Genomic DNA, 16,189 nt, shown 5'->3' with positions numbered 1-16,189 from the left:
TTATTACTGTTTATATGAGGCGTAAGAAAAATTTACAATCGACTTACCTCATTCTTCATTTAAAATTGACACTAGCTTCATAAAACAACAGAAAATAAGCTCTTTGGCTCAATAAATTATTTAAGTCCATATAGAGGGATAAGACCAAATATCAGCATGATAATACCTGAAACATGGATAACTATTTGGATCATCCTTCTAATGCTTGCTCTAAATCCCGGATTAATTCCGCAGCTTCTTCTAACCCTATGGAAAGACGGATTAGCCCGGGGTTTATATGCTGTTCGATGAGTTTGTCAGTATTCTTTGCAATATTGGGTGACAGGACCAAACTCTCAAAGGAACCCCAAGAGACACCGATTTGAAATAGTCTAAGTTTATTGATAACCCTCTTAATCGCATCAAAGGTAGGTGTCTTTAATTCAAAGCTCAGCAAGCCAGAATAACCGGTTAACTGCTCTTGGCCTAATTTATAGTCAGGGTGAGATGGCAGTCCCGGATAATTTACTTTTGCAACAGCCGGGTGGCAATTTAGAAATTGTGCAACTTGCATTGCGTTCTCCTGATGTGCTTTCATGCGAATCGGTAGAGTTCGTAAACCACGTAGTAACAGTGAGGCTTCGTAGGGGGCCATCACGCCGCCAAAAAGCAAATATTCTTGAGAAAACACTTTGTTCATTATTTCTTTATTAGTGATGAGGGCTCCGCCTAATAGATCGCTGTGTCCACCCAAATATTTGGAAGCAGAATGAACGACAATGTCAATACCATGGGTTAACGGTTTTTGAAAAAAGGGGGTAGCCACGTATTATCAAGTATTGTCCGAATGCCCTTTGACTTGGCAAAGGTAGCGACCGCTTGCAGATCAATCAGCCGAAACGTCATCGTGGACGGGCTTTCTAAAAAGATAACTTTGGTTCTTGGCAAGATGGCCTGTTCAATGTCCTCTATAGAGGTAGAGTAGACAACAGAATGGTCAATATTGAACTTTTGCATATAAGTAATCAGCTTCATCGTGGAATAATATATGTTGCTCACGCACACTACATGGTCTCCGTTCTCCAAACTGTTGAAGAGCGCTGCAGCGATAGCTGCCATACCTGAGGCAAAGCATTTACATTGTTCCCCACGCTCCAAAGCGGCCAGCTTCTTCTCCGCAATCTCTACGGTTGGATTAGTTCCACGCCAATATACGTAGTGGTTCTGTTCGTCAACTAACGCTTGTATCATACTTTCAAACGTGGGGTAGACAAAAAGACTATTACCATATAGCGGTGGAACAACAGCACCATGAAATCGTTCAGGTTCATCAGCCAAATGCATACACATTTCTTTATCGTCAGATTCTCTATCAGATACAGTCATGGCTAGGCCTCCTTCGCCGTTGCTTAAGGCTCCGCGTCTACTTCTTTACCTAATGTATCCCTATATTTCCCTGGATAGCTAAATTTATAACTTATTAATTTTTTGTTTCACCTACATTTCTTGACTATTCTATAAAAAGAAAAACAGCCTCTTTATTTTTCTAGGGAGGCTGTTTTTACATGTACAAAATTTTCTGTGTCTTATCTAAACCAACCTTTTTCTTTGAATCGTGTAATTGCTTCTATCCGGTTCTGTACTTCAAGTTTATCGAGTATCGTCGAGATATAGTTGCGCACTGTTCCAGTTTTGATAAAGAGCTGATCAGCGATTTCTTTTGTGTTTTTTCCATCGGCTATGAGTAGTAACACTTCCTTCTCCCGTTCGGTAAGAGGGTTTTCTTCACCATAAACATCGTCCATTAGTTCCGGTGCATAGATTCGCCTGCCTGCCATGACGCTGCGGATTGAGCTTGCCAATTCCTCACTGGGACTGTCCTTCAATAAATAGCCGCTTACACCCGCTTTTAAAGCTCGTTGGAAATAACCGGAACGGGCGAATGTTGTTAAAATAATAACTTTGCAGTCTAGCCCTTGTAGCTCTTCCGCTGCATCAAGTCCGCTCTTTACAGGCATTTCAATGTCCATGATACAAACATCCGGTTGATATTGATGCACGAGAGAAATGGCCTTTTCTCCGTTACATGCCTTTCCCACCACTTCCATATCGTCTTCCAAATTGAGTAGCGAACCTAAAGCTCCCAACATCATTCGTTGGTCTTCAGCGATGACAATTCGAATCATTTAAGCTCCTCCTTATCCGGCTGTTTTATGACATTCGGCACTTTGATGATAATCGTTGTTCCTTCCTGGATGATAATTTCCAGTCTCCCGTTGACAAACTCTAGCCGTTCTTTCATTCCCAGCAGTCCGTGCCCTTTCGCAACGTCATCAGCCGCCACGATGCCGATTCCGTCATCCCGTACAGTAATGATGATTTCGTTCCACGATTGCCCGATAGTAATATAACAGGAAGAAGCCCCGCTATGCTTGACGACATTGTTCACCGCTTCTTTCACACACATACTCAGGATATTCTCAAGGAAAAGGGACACATTTGTTAATGGTCCTTCTTGTTCGACTACAAAATTTATTTGAGCGGCTTCAAGTATTTGTTTGACACGAATGATTTCTTCTTTTAATTTAATGCCACGCATTTGTGATACCATTTTTCTTACTTCATTCAATGCCGTTCTTGCGGTCTGTTGAACATCTTTCAATTCAGATCGAGCTTGCTCGGGGTCTTTGTGGATTAATTTTCTTGCCAAATCGCTTTTCAGCCCAATAAGCGAGAGTTTTTGTCCTAATGTATCATGCAAATCGCGGGCAATTCGCTGACGTTCCTCATGTTTCACCAGCTCAGCAATTCTTTTGTTAGCATCCTGGAGCTGTTCTTCGAGCTGCCCCTGCTTTTTTCGATTATAAATGTTGAATGGAAGAAGAATGACACTAATCCAAATGATGATGATAAAAGGGATTTGCTTCAAAAACAGCTCTTCCTGTAGGACTACATTATAATTTATCGAGATTGTTGTACTGACTAAGTGAATAATGTATAACGTGATGAAGGCGAAACGGTCTTTTATATTGCCATTAAAGTAGGCAATATAAAAAGCAAAATAAACATAGTGGAAAAGGATGGTCATGGTGATAGATATGCTGATTAGGATGCACGTCCATAAATAAACAGGCCATCCCTTTGAAATAAAAGCAAAGCGATACGAAATGAAGAATAAGATAGTCAGCAAAATTCCAACAATAATTTCTTTATTGGAAGAAGATTCGAATATAAAGTAAAACGGTAAAATACTAAAAACGCTCCATATATAGGGAGAAATCCCTGTGTTTTTCAGGGATTTAATATACCTTTTTGGCATTATTGAAACCTCTTTTGCAGTATTAATGCTATCTTACCATAGAAGGAGCCTGTAAAATCTTAAATATACATCTACAACTCAGACTTAACATGAACGGAGACACTGTTTTTTTGATGCTTTGCAGTAAAATCCTTAATCTCCTTAAATCCTACAAATTTTTTGTTTTGTTCGTCCCATAAGCGAAATCGGAGTAAACGCAAGCTTGAGGCTATTGTAATCGTTTGGGCGTTTTGTAAAGAAAGGTGATTGTTATGAACCTCTTCAAGGTAATAGTTAGGTACCCTTGGACTCAAATGATGTACGTGGTGAAAACCGATATTTCCTGTTATCCATTGTAGTAATTTTGGAAGCTTATAGAATGAGCTTCCTTCCAGGGCAGCTTTCACATAGTCCCATTCTTCTTCTTTTTCAAAATAAGAATCCTCAAACTGATGTTGTACATAAAAAAAGCCAAATGCCGACTGAGCCTGAAATCAAAAAAATCGGACCTTGAATCATAAGGAATGGCTCCCATCCGATTGTCCAGCAAAGCAAACCAGCCAAACCAACGACTGAAAGGTTAGTAATATAGATGTTAATGCGCTCCTTAAGCCTGGCGCCTTTTACGTTAAACCGATAGGAAATAAGAAAAATATAGATTGGACCTAAACCAAACATAACGAACGGGTTCCGATACATCCGATATGCCAATCGGAGCCAAAGAGGCGATGATAAATATTCCTCCACTGTCAGTACCCATACATCCCCCGTACCGCGTTTATTCAAATTACTGCTTGTTGCGTGATGAATGGAGTGGCTGCGTCGCCATTGCTCATAAGGGCACAAAGTTAAAATACCAGTTATGGTTCCAAGAATTTTATTAGCGTGCTGATTTTTAAAGAACGATTGATGGCAACAATCATGAAAAATGATGAAAATCCGCACTAAAAATCCAGCAGCGATCGTACTCAACCCAAAAGTAAGAACGTATGAAATGGATAGACTTTGATAAGCAAGAAACCATAACATAAAAAAAGGTACAAAGGTGTTGATAAGCTGCCAGATACTGCTCTGTATATTAGGTTTTTCATAGGGAGCAATATGCTTCCTCAAATTATTTTGTTTGGTCATTTTTATTTGTGTCCCTTCCTCATTTGTTAAATCAAATTATGAAGGAATACAATAGACATTTAAAGTAATACGCGTCATGTATCAAACATGATAAATGTCATGTAAGGTAAGAAAGACTCATATCTGTCAGTACCTGTCCACTTAATCTAACTTTAAATTTTTCAGTTCAATTCTGTACAAATCCCGTCGTCGATCGCGCAATTGTCGCATGGAACCCGAGTTTCGAGAGCGCCTCAGTTTCTCAAGGTCCACGTCACCGACAACGACCGTATCAACATTCGCATCACATTCCCCAACAATCCCATCCCTCGCAAATTCAAAATCCGATGGTGAGAAAATGCCAGACTGTGCATACTGAATATCCATGTTCTCTACGTGAGTCAAGTTGCCCACGGTTCCGGCAATACAGGTATATACTTGGTTCTCGATCGCTCGCGCCTGGGCACAATAACGAACACGGAGGTAGCCCTGGCGATCTTCCGTGCAAAACGGGACAAAAATAATGTTTGCACCCATATCGACAGCAATCCGTGCAAGTTCCGGAAACTCGATGTCGTAAGAAACTTGGATGGCGACCTTTCCGCAATCCGTGTCAAACACGTGAATTTCGTTTCCCGCTGCGATGCCCCACCACTTTCGTTCGTTTGGTGTTGCGTGAATCTTCGATTGTTTCTCAATCGTACCGTCACGACGGAAAAGATACGCCACATTATACACATCTCCATCTTCTTCCACAAAATGCGATCCGCCTACAATGTTCACGTTATATCGTACAGCCAGTTCCGTAAACAGTTCGATGTATTGATCTGTATAAGTTGCAAGTCGGCGAACGGCCTGATCCGGCCGTTTTTCTTCGAGAAATGACATTAATTGGGTTGTAAATAACTCCGGAAACACAGCAAAATCTGAGCCGAAATCGGCGGCCACGTCGACATAGTATTCGATCTGCCGAGTGAATTCCGTGAATGAATCAATTTTTTTCATCATATACTGTACGGCGCAAATTCTCACAGGGAACGATGCGCGATAGACACGACGGGACTTCGGGCGATAATCGATGTTGTTCCATTCCATCAAGGCCGCTAAAGAATCAGATGCCTCATCATCTGGAAGGTAGCGCGTGTTGATACGTTTAATTGTAAACCCCTCAAGGAGCTGGAAAGACAACACAGGGTCATAAATACTGTGCTTCTCAACTGATGCCACATACTCACGTGGTGTCATTTGCCCCTTGTATTTGTGGTAATTCGGGATTCGTCCGCCGATGATAATGCTTTTAAGATTTAATTGATGGGCCAGTTCCTTGCGCGCCTCGTAAAGACGGTGACCGATTTTCATTCGACGGTATTCTGGGTGAACCATCACTTCAATCCCGTATAGGTTGAATCCATCGGGATCGTGATTGGTGATATACCCGTTGTCCGTGATTACATCCCAAGTGTGCTGATCGTCATATTCGTCAAAATTGACAATGAGGCTTGAACAGGAACCAACAATTTTGTCCTCATATTCCACACAGAACTGACCCTGGGGGAAAATTCGAATGTGACTTTCCAATTGCTCCCGCTTCCATGGCTCCATGGCAGGGAAGCAACGGCTCCCTAATGCCATAATTTCATTAATGTCTTCCATGCGCGTGTTACGAACCACAATTTTTTTCTCGTATTTCGACATATCTGTCTCTGACATGTTTTCACATCCTTTCGTTTTATAATACCCTTCAATCACCATTCTCTCTCAGTACAATTCCATTCTTCCCTGCTCCTCTCTTCTAAAAAAAAACCGCCACAAGGGCGGTCTATAAATCGAGATTAATCTTTTCTTCAATCTTTCCGGTTACTTCCTCTTCATACACTAGCTGGCCTTCGGTAAAATTTTCTTCTTTCATAGCCTTCACTTCTACCGCCATGGTCCTTTGAGCACTGACGGGAACGACTGAGCGAAGCATAACCTCTGTCCGCAGCACCTTAAGCTCCTTATGCATTTCTCGAACCAGGGCCAAGAGTTGATCTTCCCGCTCTTCCCGACGTACCCGAAACAAATCATCCTCAACTAAGCGATTTATATAAATCGGAAGGTCATTAACACCTTTTGATTTACTATTCAGGATTCGATAAACTTCATCGCTCAGCAACTTTGTTCGAATACCAATTAGAGATCGTCTTTTAGAATTCATGAAGTATTACCATCCAACTACGCTGTAGCTGCAGCAGTCTCATTTAGGCTGAGGATTTCCAAAGCATATAGATTAAGTTTACCTGCATCAGGCAGGAAGATGTGATACTGCTCCTGAATTTCTTTGCCGTATTTTTCTATTATTACTTCTTCAATAAATTTTTGAAGTACCGTTCCATTACCGCCAAGATACACATTTTTATATATTTTCCCTTGTGGCAAAGGGAATGTATTCTCCACTTTTGCATTGTATATTTTTGCATAGCTACGCAGAGAGTCGTGAATCAGTTTTGTAAGGTCAGTAGTTTTCCCACTGCTTCCATCCACTATCTTCAATTTAGAATTATTGATATTCTCATAAATGAATTTTTCTAAAGAGCGAACATCTGGAAAAAACTCCAATAGCTTTTCGGTTCTTAACTTTTCGATATGTTGTAAATAAGAAATGTCTGTAAGAGACTGCAGCGCACTTCTGTTTTTGGGTGCCTTCAATCCAGCTGGAAGAAATGCCAAATCACAGGTTCCTCCCCCGATATCGTGCATTAGAGTCTGAAAATCATTAAACTGATTTGCCAGTTCATTATCTTCTAACTTAAAGTTTTTCTTAATTGCCCATCGTGCATCAGCACCCTCAATCCGGCATTTCGTAGTAGCTACTTTAATCGATAAAGTGCGCTCAACTCCTGGAGTAACAATCATCACGTTATGTTCACCACGGAAGCGTGCAGCCATCTGGTCCTGCATCTCCGCAAACTTATCTCCTTTTTTCAACAACCAAATTGGAAGCATGGTTGAAAAATAATCAATTTCAACATCGCTCTGATTTGGATTTTCTGCATGAAGAACATGATAATAAGCAGCACCAGCCAAGAAACAAATGTATGGAATGTCTGATTCAACTTTATTATGTAGTTTAGCAATATGTTTGTTACCTAACTGATGGTTTTCTGCTGCCTCCCCTACTAAGAAGAAACGTTCTTGATCATCCATAGTGGATGAAATAAGAATGTTTTTTAAAAATTCCTTCGGATCATCAATTCTAGAGGTAAAATGGGCATACGCTTCCTTCTTGCTCAGCTCTACCACGTTGGTTATTATATCAAAATAATAACCATTCACCAAAAATTGCTCAATTGAATTTCCGGAGTCCTTATTGAACCTTTTAATCTTAAAAACGCTCATGTTTTCCTCCTTAGAGTCGATTCTTTCTCTGTTAACGGCTATATCACTATTTTCCTGTTCGGATAACCCGTCTATTAACTCTACAACCTCAGGAATTATAGGTCTTACCATCAATTCATCTCCTTCTTCGTTAACGCTATTGGGATTGTTAACATTCTCCAGTATTGAAGGAAAGAACGCACCTCTACTTGTTTTCTTTTTTCCTTTACTCATCTTTTTACCCCCTTTAACGCTCCCCCCCTTAAATAGATCACTATATAACTTAATAATATGACTGCCATACATATATTCAGAATCTCAAAACAAAATTCGCATAAAGAATTTGTAAAAATTTCAAATCTATACATCAGAATTCAAGACGGAAGAGGATAGAATGATTGGAGAAGAGGGTCACCTAAGACAAGGTTCGCAAGTGTAGAGGAAGAACTAACTTAGAGGAAAGAAAACAATAAACGTCGGCACCGATGCTGCCTATCCACCCTTTGAAGATATCAAGACTGGAAAACGCGATATTGGTATTTCGGCAATTACCATTAATGATGCACGAAAGAAACTGTATGACTTTTCCGGTCCATACTTTGATTCTTCCATGGGGAGTTTAGCCACCATATTTAAAACTAAATCCCTGTTAGAGCCTGTTCATAATGTACCCATCAGGGGTATAGAAAACAAAAACGCACCTATGCGAAATATAGCAAAATGGAAGTATCCCCACTACCATTAAACTAAAAACGCGAGGTGCATTTTCATGGATTTACAGCTAGAGCTGCTACCTTACCACTACTATAACACACTCGGTTTTGATGCGGAACTGATTGACTACATCAATCATGTGGATGACACGATTGTGATTGAGAAAATCGCTCCACTTTACAAGGATGGCGGTCGTAACGGAAATCAAGAAGAATACAGTCGTTCCCGAGCACTGCTCCCCCGAAGGAAAACCGGAATGCGAGCAAGGTCACGCCCTCGTGTTTGACGGATTTGATAAAGATACATACACCGCTTGGTTTCGCGGTGACGATGAACGGTGTGCAGCTTGCCCGCTGCAAGGCCTTTGCGATAAGCAGTTTGGTTATTCGTTTACAGAAAATCCATTCTTCTACGGACCCGTGCCGCAAGATAGCATGCTGCAAACGGACATGCTGAAATTCCGAAAACAAGTGGAACTGGCGTTTGCGCAAGAATCGAATCAACTGACCTCCGTCATGAAGCACAAAAAGGTGCCGGTTCGGACAACCGAACGCGTCGAGAAGTGGTTCATCCTCAGAGATGCGTTCCGATTAATTGAGCGGATGATCCAACATCAGCGAGTAACCGTACTGCCACCGAATCATGTGGGTACCCTCAAAAAGCTGCAGGAGATTTAAGTGGAGCAGTTGTCACTGCCGCTGGCGGGATGATGCAGCGGAAACCAACGTAAAAAAACGAAAATCACCGCTCAAGGGATACGTCTGCCCAAAATCAGGAATTGAAATAGAACCGGTGCTGAGGAAGAGGATCCGATACCTTTCCGTCCCTTTCATTTCCAAGTTTGGACTCTCTGTTGGCTACTTTTCCTGTCGTCTTCAAAGTAAAAGGGTACTATTTGAACAGCCTCTGTTAGTTTACTATCAAACAACAAGAATACTTACATGGTTTGAAGTAAACATTATAAATGTAACCTATAAGTATACAGTAGTGATTTCATTTTCCCCTTTCAAACTTTAATTTCCATTTCAAAAATGTTTAAAATAATGTATATTCATCTGTATATACAATTAGGTATACAGAAGGAGTGGAATTTATGAAACATAAAAAGATTCTGTTTTCAGCGGGATTAGCTTGGATGTTTGATGCACTGGATGTAGGAATTGTATCCTTTATTGCAGCTGCTTTAGTTAAAGATTGGCATCTAACTTCAGAACAGATTGGTTGGATAGGTAGCATAAATTCATTGGGGATGGCTGTGGGAGCCATGTTGGCTGGTCTAGCTGCAGATAGGTGGGGACGAAAACCTGTCCTTTTGGCATCCTTGCTGATTTTTTCCGTGGCGAGTGGGTTATCCGCACTTGTTACTGGCTTGTCAGTCTTCTTGCTTTTTCGATTTTTTGCTGGAATAGGGCTTGGGGCTGAGTTACCTATTGCGTCTACGTTAATCTCAGAAAATGAACCAAGAGAAACGCGGGGTCGTGCAGTTGTATTATTAGAAAGCTTTTGGGCTATCGGCTGGATTCTATCAGCTATCCTTGCTTATTTTGTCATTCCTCATTACGGATGGCGGATAGTACTCCTAATTTGCGCTGTACCTGCCCTCTATACTGTATTTCTTCGAACTTCTTTGCCAGAGACAAAGAAACATAGTACTAAGATTCCTATAAGACAATCTATGGCTCTGCTTTGGTCCAAGCCCTATGTTCGAACAACCGGTATGCTCTGGATTTTATGGTTTTGTGTTGTATTCTCATACTATGGCATGTTTTTATGGTTGCCCACGGTCATGGTGTTCAAAGGATATTCTCTTATTAAAAGCTTTCAATTTATCCTGATCATGACACTTGCCCAACTTCCCGGCTATTTTAGTGCAGCATGGTTGGTGGAACGCGTAGGACGAAAATTTGTGCTGGTCACCTATTTATTCGGAACCGCTGCAAGCGCCTGGGCGTTTGGCTCCGCAGAAACTTTATTCGGACTATTGCTTGCAGGGATCCTCCTCTCTTTCTTCAACTTAGGCGCCTGGGGGGTCATGTATGCCTATACGCCTGAACAGTATCCACATTCCATTCGGGCAACGGGCACTGGGTTTGCCGCTTCCGTTGGACGGATAGGTGGAATTTTAGGTCCATTGTTTGTAGGATACTTCATTTCTAACTCTTACTCGTTCAATGAAATTTTTGGTGTGTTCTTGATTGCTACGTTAATTGGTGCCGTGTCTGTTATGGTTTGGGGTTCAGAAACGAAGGGCATTCCTCTTGATTCGGAAGGAACGTTCAGATAGGATAGGTTTCAGGAGGGCTGAAAATGAGTGAGCGTACCGAACGTCAAAAACGATTAGTAATGGAATTGGCATCATCGAACGGAGCTGTCTCCGGTTCCGAATTAGCAGAACGTTGCCACGTCACCCGCCAGGTAGTCGTCCATGACATCGCCATCCTCCGGGCCGCAGGAGAACCTATTGTTTCGACCCCACGGGGCTATATGCTCCTTCCGGACGATCCTAAACTTACAAAAAAACAACATGTATTATCTGTGTCCCATCCTCCAGAATTAGTGGGACGAGAGCTAGAAATATTAGTGGATTATGGTTTTCATATAAAAGATGTTATCGTGGAGCATCCGTTGTATGGTGAACTGCGTGGGTCGCTGCTTCTGTCTTCGAGGCGGGACGTCGAACTTTTCTTACAGCAATCCAAATCTTCTAGCGGGACCCTCCTATCCCAATTAACCGATGGTTATCATTTGCATACGATTGAATCTGCTTCCCTGGATCATTTGCCAGACGCCATTGAAAAATTGCGAAAACATGGAATTCAAGTGTTTGATTAGGCAATTACTGTTTGCGTTTAAAAACCTTAACTACTGATAGTATCCCCTTTGATTTGCTGATTTTTTACTCAATAAAAGGAAGAACCCCTCCAAAAATGGGAGGGGTTCTTCCTAACATAATGAACGTTAGCTTCGCTCCTGTTCAAACGCCACTTGAACCCTCACCTCGATTGCTTGGATTTAATGGTTCAACCTCTTTTACTATCTTTTCTAACAACGTGGAGTTTTCTTGATCGGGAGAGTCCCATGCTTCATAAAAGATAAGCTCATTAAGGGACCGTCTTTTTTCCCAGTTCGCCGTCTCTAATATAGGAACGGTAGGATACTGATCGGTATATCCAATAGAAAGAAGAGCCACCGGTTCAATGTGTGGCGGGATGTTCAAGATATCTCTAACATCATTTTTTTTATAAAAGCTGACCCAACCCATGGCCAGTCCTTCGGCGTAAGAAGCCAACCACATATTCTGAATAGCACAGGCAGTGGAAAGAATATCGGTTTCGGGAATTGAATTTCTCCCCAACACATGAGATCCTCCTCGAGTAGGGTCACAGGTAATACAAATCGTGAGAGGAGCTTGTCTTATTCCTTCAATTTTTAAATTGAGAAATTGGTTCGCTCTTTCTCCTTCATAATGAATGGCTAAAGCCCTTCTTTCTTTATCCGCTGCCCAGGCAAGTCTCTCTTTTATTTCCTCAGAAGTAACTAAAATAAAGTTCCAAGGTTGCATAAATCCAACTGAAGGGGCGTGGTGACCTGCCAGTAAGATTTTTTCCAAGCTTTCGTTTGGTATCGGTTTCGAATTGAATTGTCGAACATCCCTTCGTTCAAATATCGCCCTAAAAACGCCTTCCTTATGTAAGCCTTTTAACAAGATGCATTTCCCCTTTGTTTTAAATTTAAACACAACAAAAATTCCCAGCCTTAATAAGACTGAGAATGTGTCATTTCTCAAATATATATCATCAATTTGGCAGGTCTTCTGACTCAAGTTCATCATGAATATACGCCTTCCCAGTTATACCAGTGGCATGATGTATATTCACTCCCTCTATACAGCGATGGACACATCGTGTGAATTTCTTCCCTATTCTCCATATAACATAATGGCACCCAATTGGTTGATTTCTTTTCAATGCTATATTAATCGCTCTAATAATAGAAATCAAGGCCAAAACACAAATAAGTCATTATTGAACATACGTCTCTTATTTTGATAATTCGTACGTGTACCATAATCATCCGTATTATTTTAAATTAACTTTGACTCGCATCATGCGCAAATCCCGTTCGGCGTGATTGTTATCGAACGGAACCTCGAGTCTGTGCAGAGTTGTTTAGAAATGAGGGCGCTCCAAAAGTAACTTTGGGACACCCTCTTTCTTTTGCCTTCCTATACACTTTTTATGATTGAAGGGTATTACGTTATAAAATTGATTCATTTTTATACAGCCAAGACTTTTTTCGAAATTCTTCCATTGCTTGTGGATTGTCCAGGGAAGATAAATCACCGGGATCCGCGTCTAAATACAGTGCACGAATGACACGGCGCATAATCTTAGCACTCCTGGTTTTGGGTAGTTCTGAAACAAAATGAGTCTCTCTAGGACAAAATGTTTTACCTAAACGTTTTGAATAGTCTATCTAGTATGAAATCAGCACAGAAAATCGTCTCCCTAACGATACAAGACTTACAGAAACGATGGTTAATCCGTAAACTAAAGGGGTTCGGTACCCCCTCGCTTTTTGGTTCGCATTTGACTGAACATTCTGTATTTTTTCTTGGTCTCCAAAGAGGTTGATTCCAATTTTGTATCCACCTTCCGGTGGATGCCCTACTCACTTACACAAAATCATTGACACTACCGTTCACACAAAACATACACCTTTTTTCTCCATAGGCATATACCTACAAATGTAGGTAATTATCACAATAAAAATAAAAAGAGGCAATATAAATGTAGGAGCCTGTATTGCCGGTTAGCACAGAATATCAAACAGATCAACGCCAGTATTCCCCTCGCCCACGTCCCAGACCTTATCCGTATTACCCACCTTATTATCAACCATATTCTTACTATCCGCCTTATTACTATCAACCATACCCTTATTACCAACCCTATCCTTACTACCCATATGGATATGGCAGGCCTCCATATGGATATCATCGCAACGAAGAGGAAAGTTGAATCAAAGGCTGTTTGTACAGCAAGAAAGATGAATAAAAGGGATTGTAACGTCTACCCTCTTTGATTTAATCAAGGAAAATTAGCGGACATCAGCAAACGATCAAAAAAGGGCTTCTCCGACTTCATATTTGATTTAGTTGTTACCCATGCGAAATGTGGGCAAAAGAAAGAGCCGTTCAGCGGCAGAGAAACGGCTCTTTCTAATTAATCTTTAATAGGACACAGGTGGGTGACGTATATTTTAAGTAACTGCTTATGAAGTTGTACGTGGATTTCCAATAACGAACAGTCTTCAGTAAATCTGTTAGGCGATTCTTTCCAGGTTCAGTTTTCTATCTGCTCCCCTCCCATTGGTGTATTGCACAGCTACTCTCCTGTAAAGCATTTATTGAATTAATTGGAGCACCCACTCTTTTATGTCTACAATCCGGAAATGCTTTGGAACCGTATCTGTCCCTACAATGATCATTGGCACTAAAGTGTCCTCCTTATGAAGCCCACCGTGCCCGGCTCCGCCCGGGTGTACGGGTGAACTCTCGCCGACAAATTCACAGCCCGGCTTGGCCGTAATGACAAGATAGCGTCCAGAATGAGAATGTAGAGCGCCGTATAGACGGGCAAGTGCATCTGGATAGTCATTGTATTCAATCGCATCTCCCGTAATCCGAATATCCAAAAGCGATGCATCACCGTTCAACATCCAGGTTTGCCGGTAAAGGTCTTGATACGGACCGTGTGGGCGAAACGCTAATGTGCTTTCTTTCCCTCCTCCTCTTACTCGAATCATATCATCTTCTTTCCAGGCGATGACATCAATGCGTTTATCTTCCTGAAGGTAGGCAGCCACTTCAAAAAGCGGGAGGCTATCGTGCAGGGCATAAATATAGGCCATTCTTTCATTCACACATACGAAAAGCTGGTCGTTTTTCTCTATTCGTTTTCCTAGTTTGGAGATTTTATACCTGCTAAGTAACGACCGCAAATAAATCAGTGCCTGATTACGACTTGCCCCAATGGGAGCCTGGCCGCTGTCTCCCATTACTACCCAAACCGCACGATGCAACGCCTCTTCCCATGAGGCATATACGCCCAGTATCTCCTGCAGCTGCCGGTCTAGTTTTTCGATCCCGCTGATAGCCGTCGGCCCGTTTTTATGCACGTTGTGATCATTATCGGGAAAATACACAATAGTGAAGAGCGGAAGTTTTTGCTGCTGAATTAAGTATTTCAGTTCTTGGGCAGAAAATTTGTCTTTAAATCCGCCCCTTTGCCAGAGATGTCTGTACCTGTTTTCCGAATACAAACGCCCAAGTGCTCCGAATGAGAACAAAAGGGGTCCATGTGTTCGCAGCTTTCCAGGAAGAAGCTTGAGCCATACGGCGAGCTTTGGAACGTTAAATTGCTGAAGAAAGCTTCCACGGTATATTAGACCGTTAATGGAAGCAGACGATATTTTATGCGAGGCGAGTTCTTCGTGAATCGTTTGGACGTCCTGACTAAGATGCTTATTGTTTAACCTGTATAGATTATCCAGCAATATCTGTTTGATGCCAATTTTAAGCAGCTCCCGTTTCCCATTTCCATAATTTACGATGCGTTTTTCCGTTTCGTGATACCAAACAAGTCCAGGTACCCGGTGGCGGTCTGGGTATGTTCCGGTTAGAAGAGAACTTTCAATAGTGACAGACATTGTGGGAAATGAGCTCACAACATTTGGAATGTATTGTCCTCGTTCCATAAAAAAGCGCAGTGCTGGCGCGCGTCCCTGCCGAATGGCTTCCTGCAGGGGCAGATGCATGAGGGAATCAATAGTAAGAAGAATGACAGGCCGATGTTGTTGTTCCATTGTGTATAATCATCCTTTTTTGGCACAGAAAAAACCTTTTTGACTTAGCATGGGATTAAATCCTGCTTTTAATTCAAACTTATATAGTTAACAACTAACATAGTCTACTAAAGTATGACCCCACATTCCTATCCGAAAAGCAAAGAACCTCCCTCTGTTCATCCAGCCAAAGGAGGTTCTTTTTTATGTTATTGGGGGGAAGCTCAAGGGTTCCGACTTATGAATTTTATTTTACAAGTTCAGTGAACACTACAAGCCGTTTGGCATGGTGCCTGGTTTTTTTATTGAATTTTCCTGCGCATGTAATAAGATTTAATTGAACTTTTTGGGAGTTTCCAAAAATCCTTTCAAGCGGGGCATCCTGGGTTTTAAATGCTTGGACTTCCTTTACTATAAATGTTAACTTGGCTCCCGTTTTATCTGATACCATCACCTTATCCCCTGGTTTTAGCTTTCTTAAGTTATAAAAAATTGCCGGACCTGTATAATGGTCAAAATGTCCGGCTATTACGGCGTTTCCTTCCTCACCAGGCATTGTCCATGGATTTAAAACGCCAACCGTACTAAAGGACGTAGGTACGCCCATTTGTCCATTACTCAGGATGCCCACTGGTTCCACCTGGGTATCAAGATGAATGGCTGGGATTTGTAAACGAGTAGGAATAATTCCTTTGGGTTTGATATTTGGTTTAATTAAGGTTGTCCTTGGAGTCTCGTGTTGTATTTGATGGTCGATTTGACCCTGTTGGTTAATTATAAGCTTTTTACTTTTTGGGCTTGTCTCTTTGGGAGTAGAAGTTCCGCTACAACCCGATAAAAAAATAAAAACACAACATACTATAAGGTAGATTCTTTGTTTCATGA

At 41.5% G+C, this 16,189-nt stretch carries 13 protein-coding genes, 3 pseudogenes and 1 riboswitch; of the genes and pseudogenes, 4 read left to right on the top strand and 12 right to left on the bottom strand.

Annotation, left to right across the window (positions count from 1 at the left end):
- Positions 1-190: 190 nt before the first annotated feature.
- The 7 genes and pseudogenes from MBEAL2_RS19870 to MBEAL2_RS19840 all read right to left on the bottom strand — a co-directional run bounded on the left by MBEAL2_RS19870 (position 191) and on the right by MBEAL2_RS19840 (position 7,765).
- Positions 191-1,323, bottom strand: a pseudogene (locus MBEAL2_RS19870) (trans-sulfuration enzyme family protein).
- Between the two features lie 242 nt (positions 1,324-1,565).
- On the bottom strand, positions 1,566-2,165 hold the full coding sequence (locus MBEAL2_RS19865) for a response regulator transcription factor (protein ID WP_047153999.1): 600 nt from the start codon (positions 2,163-2,165) through the stop codon (positions 1,566-1,568).
- Entirely contained in the window at positions 2,162-3,298 is a 1,137-nt protein-coding gene (locus MBEAL2_RS19860) for a sensor histidine kinase (RefSeq protein WP_047153998.1), read from the bottom strand. The genes MBEAL2_RS19865 and MBEAL2_RS19860 overlap by 4 nt, the downstream gene beginning before the upstream one ends.
- Positions 3,299-3,369: 71 nt before the next feature.
- Positions 3,370-4,408 (bottom strand): annotated as a pseudogene (desA, locus tag MBEAL2_RS19855) (Delta(5) desaturase DesA).
- Positions 4,409-4,549: 141 nt separating this feature from the next.
- Positions 4,550-6,097: a bifunctional GNAT family N-acetyltransferase/carbon-nitrogen hydrolase family protein gene (locus MBEAL2_RS19850; protein ID WP_047154020.1), complete on the bottom strand. Its 1,548-nt coding sequence runs from the start codon at positions 6,095-6,097 to the stop codon at positions 4,550-4,552.
- Positions 6,098-6,206: 109 nt separating this feature from the next.
- Positions 6,207-6,584 carry a hypothetical protein gene (locus MBEAL2_RS19845; protein ID WP_047153997.1) on the bottom strand — a complete coding sequence of 126 codons (378 nt, stop codon included), beginning with the start codon at positions 6,582-6,584 and terminating at the stop codon, positions 6,207-6,209.
- A gap of 17 nt (positions 6,585-6,601) precedes the next feature.
- Positions 6,602-7,765, bottom strand: coding sequence for an Alp7A family actin-like protein (locus MBEAL2_RS19840; protein ID WP_047154019.1), 1,164 nt, complete (start codon positions 7,763-7,765; stop codon positions 6,602-6,604).
- A gap of 448 nt (positions 7,766-8,213) precedes the next feature.
- On the opposite strand from MBEAL2_RS19840, the gene MBEAL2_RS33680 reads away from it, so the two are divergent.
- From MBEAL2_RS33680 to MBEAL2_RS19820, 4 genes are all read left to right on the top strand, one after another.
- A complete protein-coding gene (locus MBEAL2_RS33680) occupies positions 8,214-8,489 on the top strand; it encodes a transporter substrate-binding domain-containing protein (protein WP_082130058.1) in 276 nt (91 codons plus the stop codon).
- A gap of 127 nt (positions 8,490-8,616) precedes the next feature.
- The gene (locus MBEAL2_RS19830; RefSeq protein WP_152667862.1) at positions 8,617-9,135 is read left to right on the top strand and encodes a hypothetical protein; all 519 of its coding nucleotides are present in this window, start codon (positions 8,617-8,619) and stop codon (positions 9,133-9,135) included.
- Positions 9,136-9,551: 416 nt separating this feature from the next.
- Complete coding sequence (locus MBEAL2_RS19825) at positions 9,552-10,742, top strand: MFS transporter (RefSeq protein ID WP_047153994.1); 1,191 nt, start codon at positions 9,552-9,554, stop codon at positions 10,740-10,742.
- A gap of 23 nt (positions 10,743-10,765) precedes the next feature.
- Positions 10,766-11,290 (top strand): transcription repressor NadR, encoded by a 525-nt coding sequence (locus MBEAL2_RS19820; RefSeq protein ID WP_047153993.1) that lies wholly within the window; start codon positions 10,766-10,768, stop codon positions 11,288-11,290.
- 238 nt (positions 11,291-11,528) lie between these two features.
- Here MBEAL2_RS19820 and bluB read toward each other — a convergent pair.
- The 5 genes and pseudogenes from bluB to MBEAL2_RS19805 all read right to left on the bottom strand — a co-directional run.
- Positions 11,529-12,164, bottom strand: a pseudogene (bluB, locus tag MBEAL2_RS19815) (5,6-dimethylbenzimidazole synthase); the annotation flags it as partial.
- 81 nt (positions 12,165-12,245) lie between these two features.
- Positions 12,246-12,422, bottom strand: a riboswitch (cobalamin riboswitch).
- 293 nt (positions 12,423-12,715) lie between these two features.
- The gene (locus tag MBEAL2_RS33675) at positions 12,716-12,844 is read right to left on the bottom strand and encodes a hypothetical protein (RefSeq protein ID WP_269082493.1); all 129 of its coding nucleotides are present in this window, start codon (positions 12,842-12,844) and stop codon (positions 12,716-12,718) included.
- A gap of 426 nt (positions 12,845-13,270) precedes the next feature.
- A complete protein-coding gene (locus MBEAL2_RS31940) occupies positions 13,271-13,426 on the bottom strand; it encodes a hypothetical protein (protein WP_161798254.1) in 156 nt (51 codons plus the stop codon).
- A 438-nt stretch (positions 13,427-13,864) separates the two neighbouring features.
- Positions 13,865-15,325, bottom strand: coding sequence for an alkaline phosphatase family protein (locus MBEAL2_RS19810; RefSeq protein WP_047153992.1), 1,461 nt, complete (start codon positions 15,323-15,325; stop codon positions 13,865-13,867).
- 226 nt (positions 15,326-15,551) lie between these two features.
- Positions 15,552-16,187 (bottom strand): class F sortase, encoded by a 636-nt coding sequence (locus tag MBEAL2_RS19805; RefSeq protein ID WP_047153991.1) that lies wholly within the window; start codon positions 16,185-16,187, stop codon positions 15,552-15,554.
- Between the last annotated feature and the right edge of the window lie 2 nt (positions 16,188-16,189).

This window comes from Aneurinibacillus tyrosinisolvens (assembly GCF_001015055.1).
GTDB classification, from domain to species: domain Bacteria; phylum Bacillota; class Bacilli; order Aneurinibacillales; family Aneurinibacillaceae; genus Aneurinibacillus_A; species Aneurinibacillus_A tyrosinisolvens.
Note: the sequence above shows the minus strand (reverse complement) of the source record. Positions and strands in the feature narration are given on the sequence as shown.

Excerpts from the sequence above, each read along its gene's own strand:
- MBEAL2_RS19850 (WP_047154020.1), bottom strand. The coding sequence starts at position 6,097 with ATGTCAGAGACAGATATGTCGAAATACGAGAAAAAAATTGTGGTTCGT.
- MBEAL2_RS19820 (WP_047153993.1), top strand. The coding sequence starts at position 10,766 with ATGAGTGAGCGTACCGAACGTCAAAAACGATTAGTAATGGAATTGGCA.
- MBEAL2_RS19865 (WP_047153999.1), bottom strand. The coding sequence starts at position 2,165 with ATGATTCGAATTGTCATCGCTGAAGACCAACGAATGATGTTGGGAGCT.
- MBEAL2_RS19805 (WP_047153991.1), bottom strand. The coding sequence starts at position 16,187 with ATGAAACAAAGAATCTACCTTATAGTATGTTGTGTTTTTATTTTTTTA.
- MBEAL2_RS31940 (WP_161798254.1), bottom strand. The coding sequence starts at position 13,426 with ATGGGTAGTAAGGATAGGGTTGGTAATAAGGGTATGGTTGATAGTAAT.
- MBEAL2_RS33675 (WP_269082493.1), bottom strand. The coding sequence starts at position 12,844 with ATGCGCCGTGTCATTCGTGCACTGTATTTAGACGCGGATCCCGGTGAT.
- MBEAL2_RS19860 (WP_047153998.1), bottom strand. The coding sequence starts at position 3,298 with ATGCCAAAAAGGTATATTAAATCCCTGAAAAACACAGGGATTTCTCCC.
- MBEAL2_RS19840 (WP_047154019.1), bottom strand. The coding sequence starts at position 7,765 with ATGAGCGTTTTTAAGATTAAAAGGTTCAATAAGGACTCCGGAAATTCA.
- MBEAL2_RS19825 (WP_047153994.1), top strand. The coding sequence starts at position 9,552 with ATGAAACATAAAAAGATTCTGTTTTCAGCGGGATTAGCTTGGATGTTT.
- MBEAL2_RS19845 (WP_047153997.1), bottom strand. The coding sequence starts at position 6,584 with ATGAATTCTAAAAGACGATCTCTAATTGGTATTCGAACAAAGTTGCTG.
- MBEAL2_RS19810 (WP_047153992.1), bottom strand. The coding sequence starts at position 15,325 with ATGGAACAACAACATCGGCCTGTCATTCTTCTTACTATTGATTCCCTC.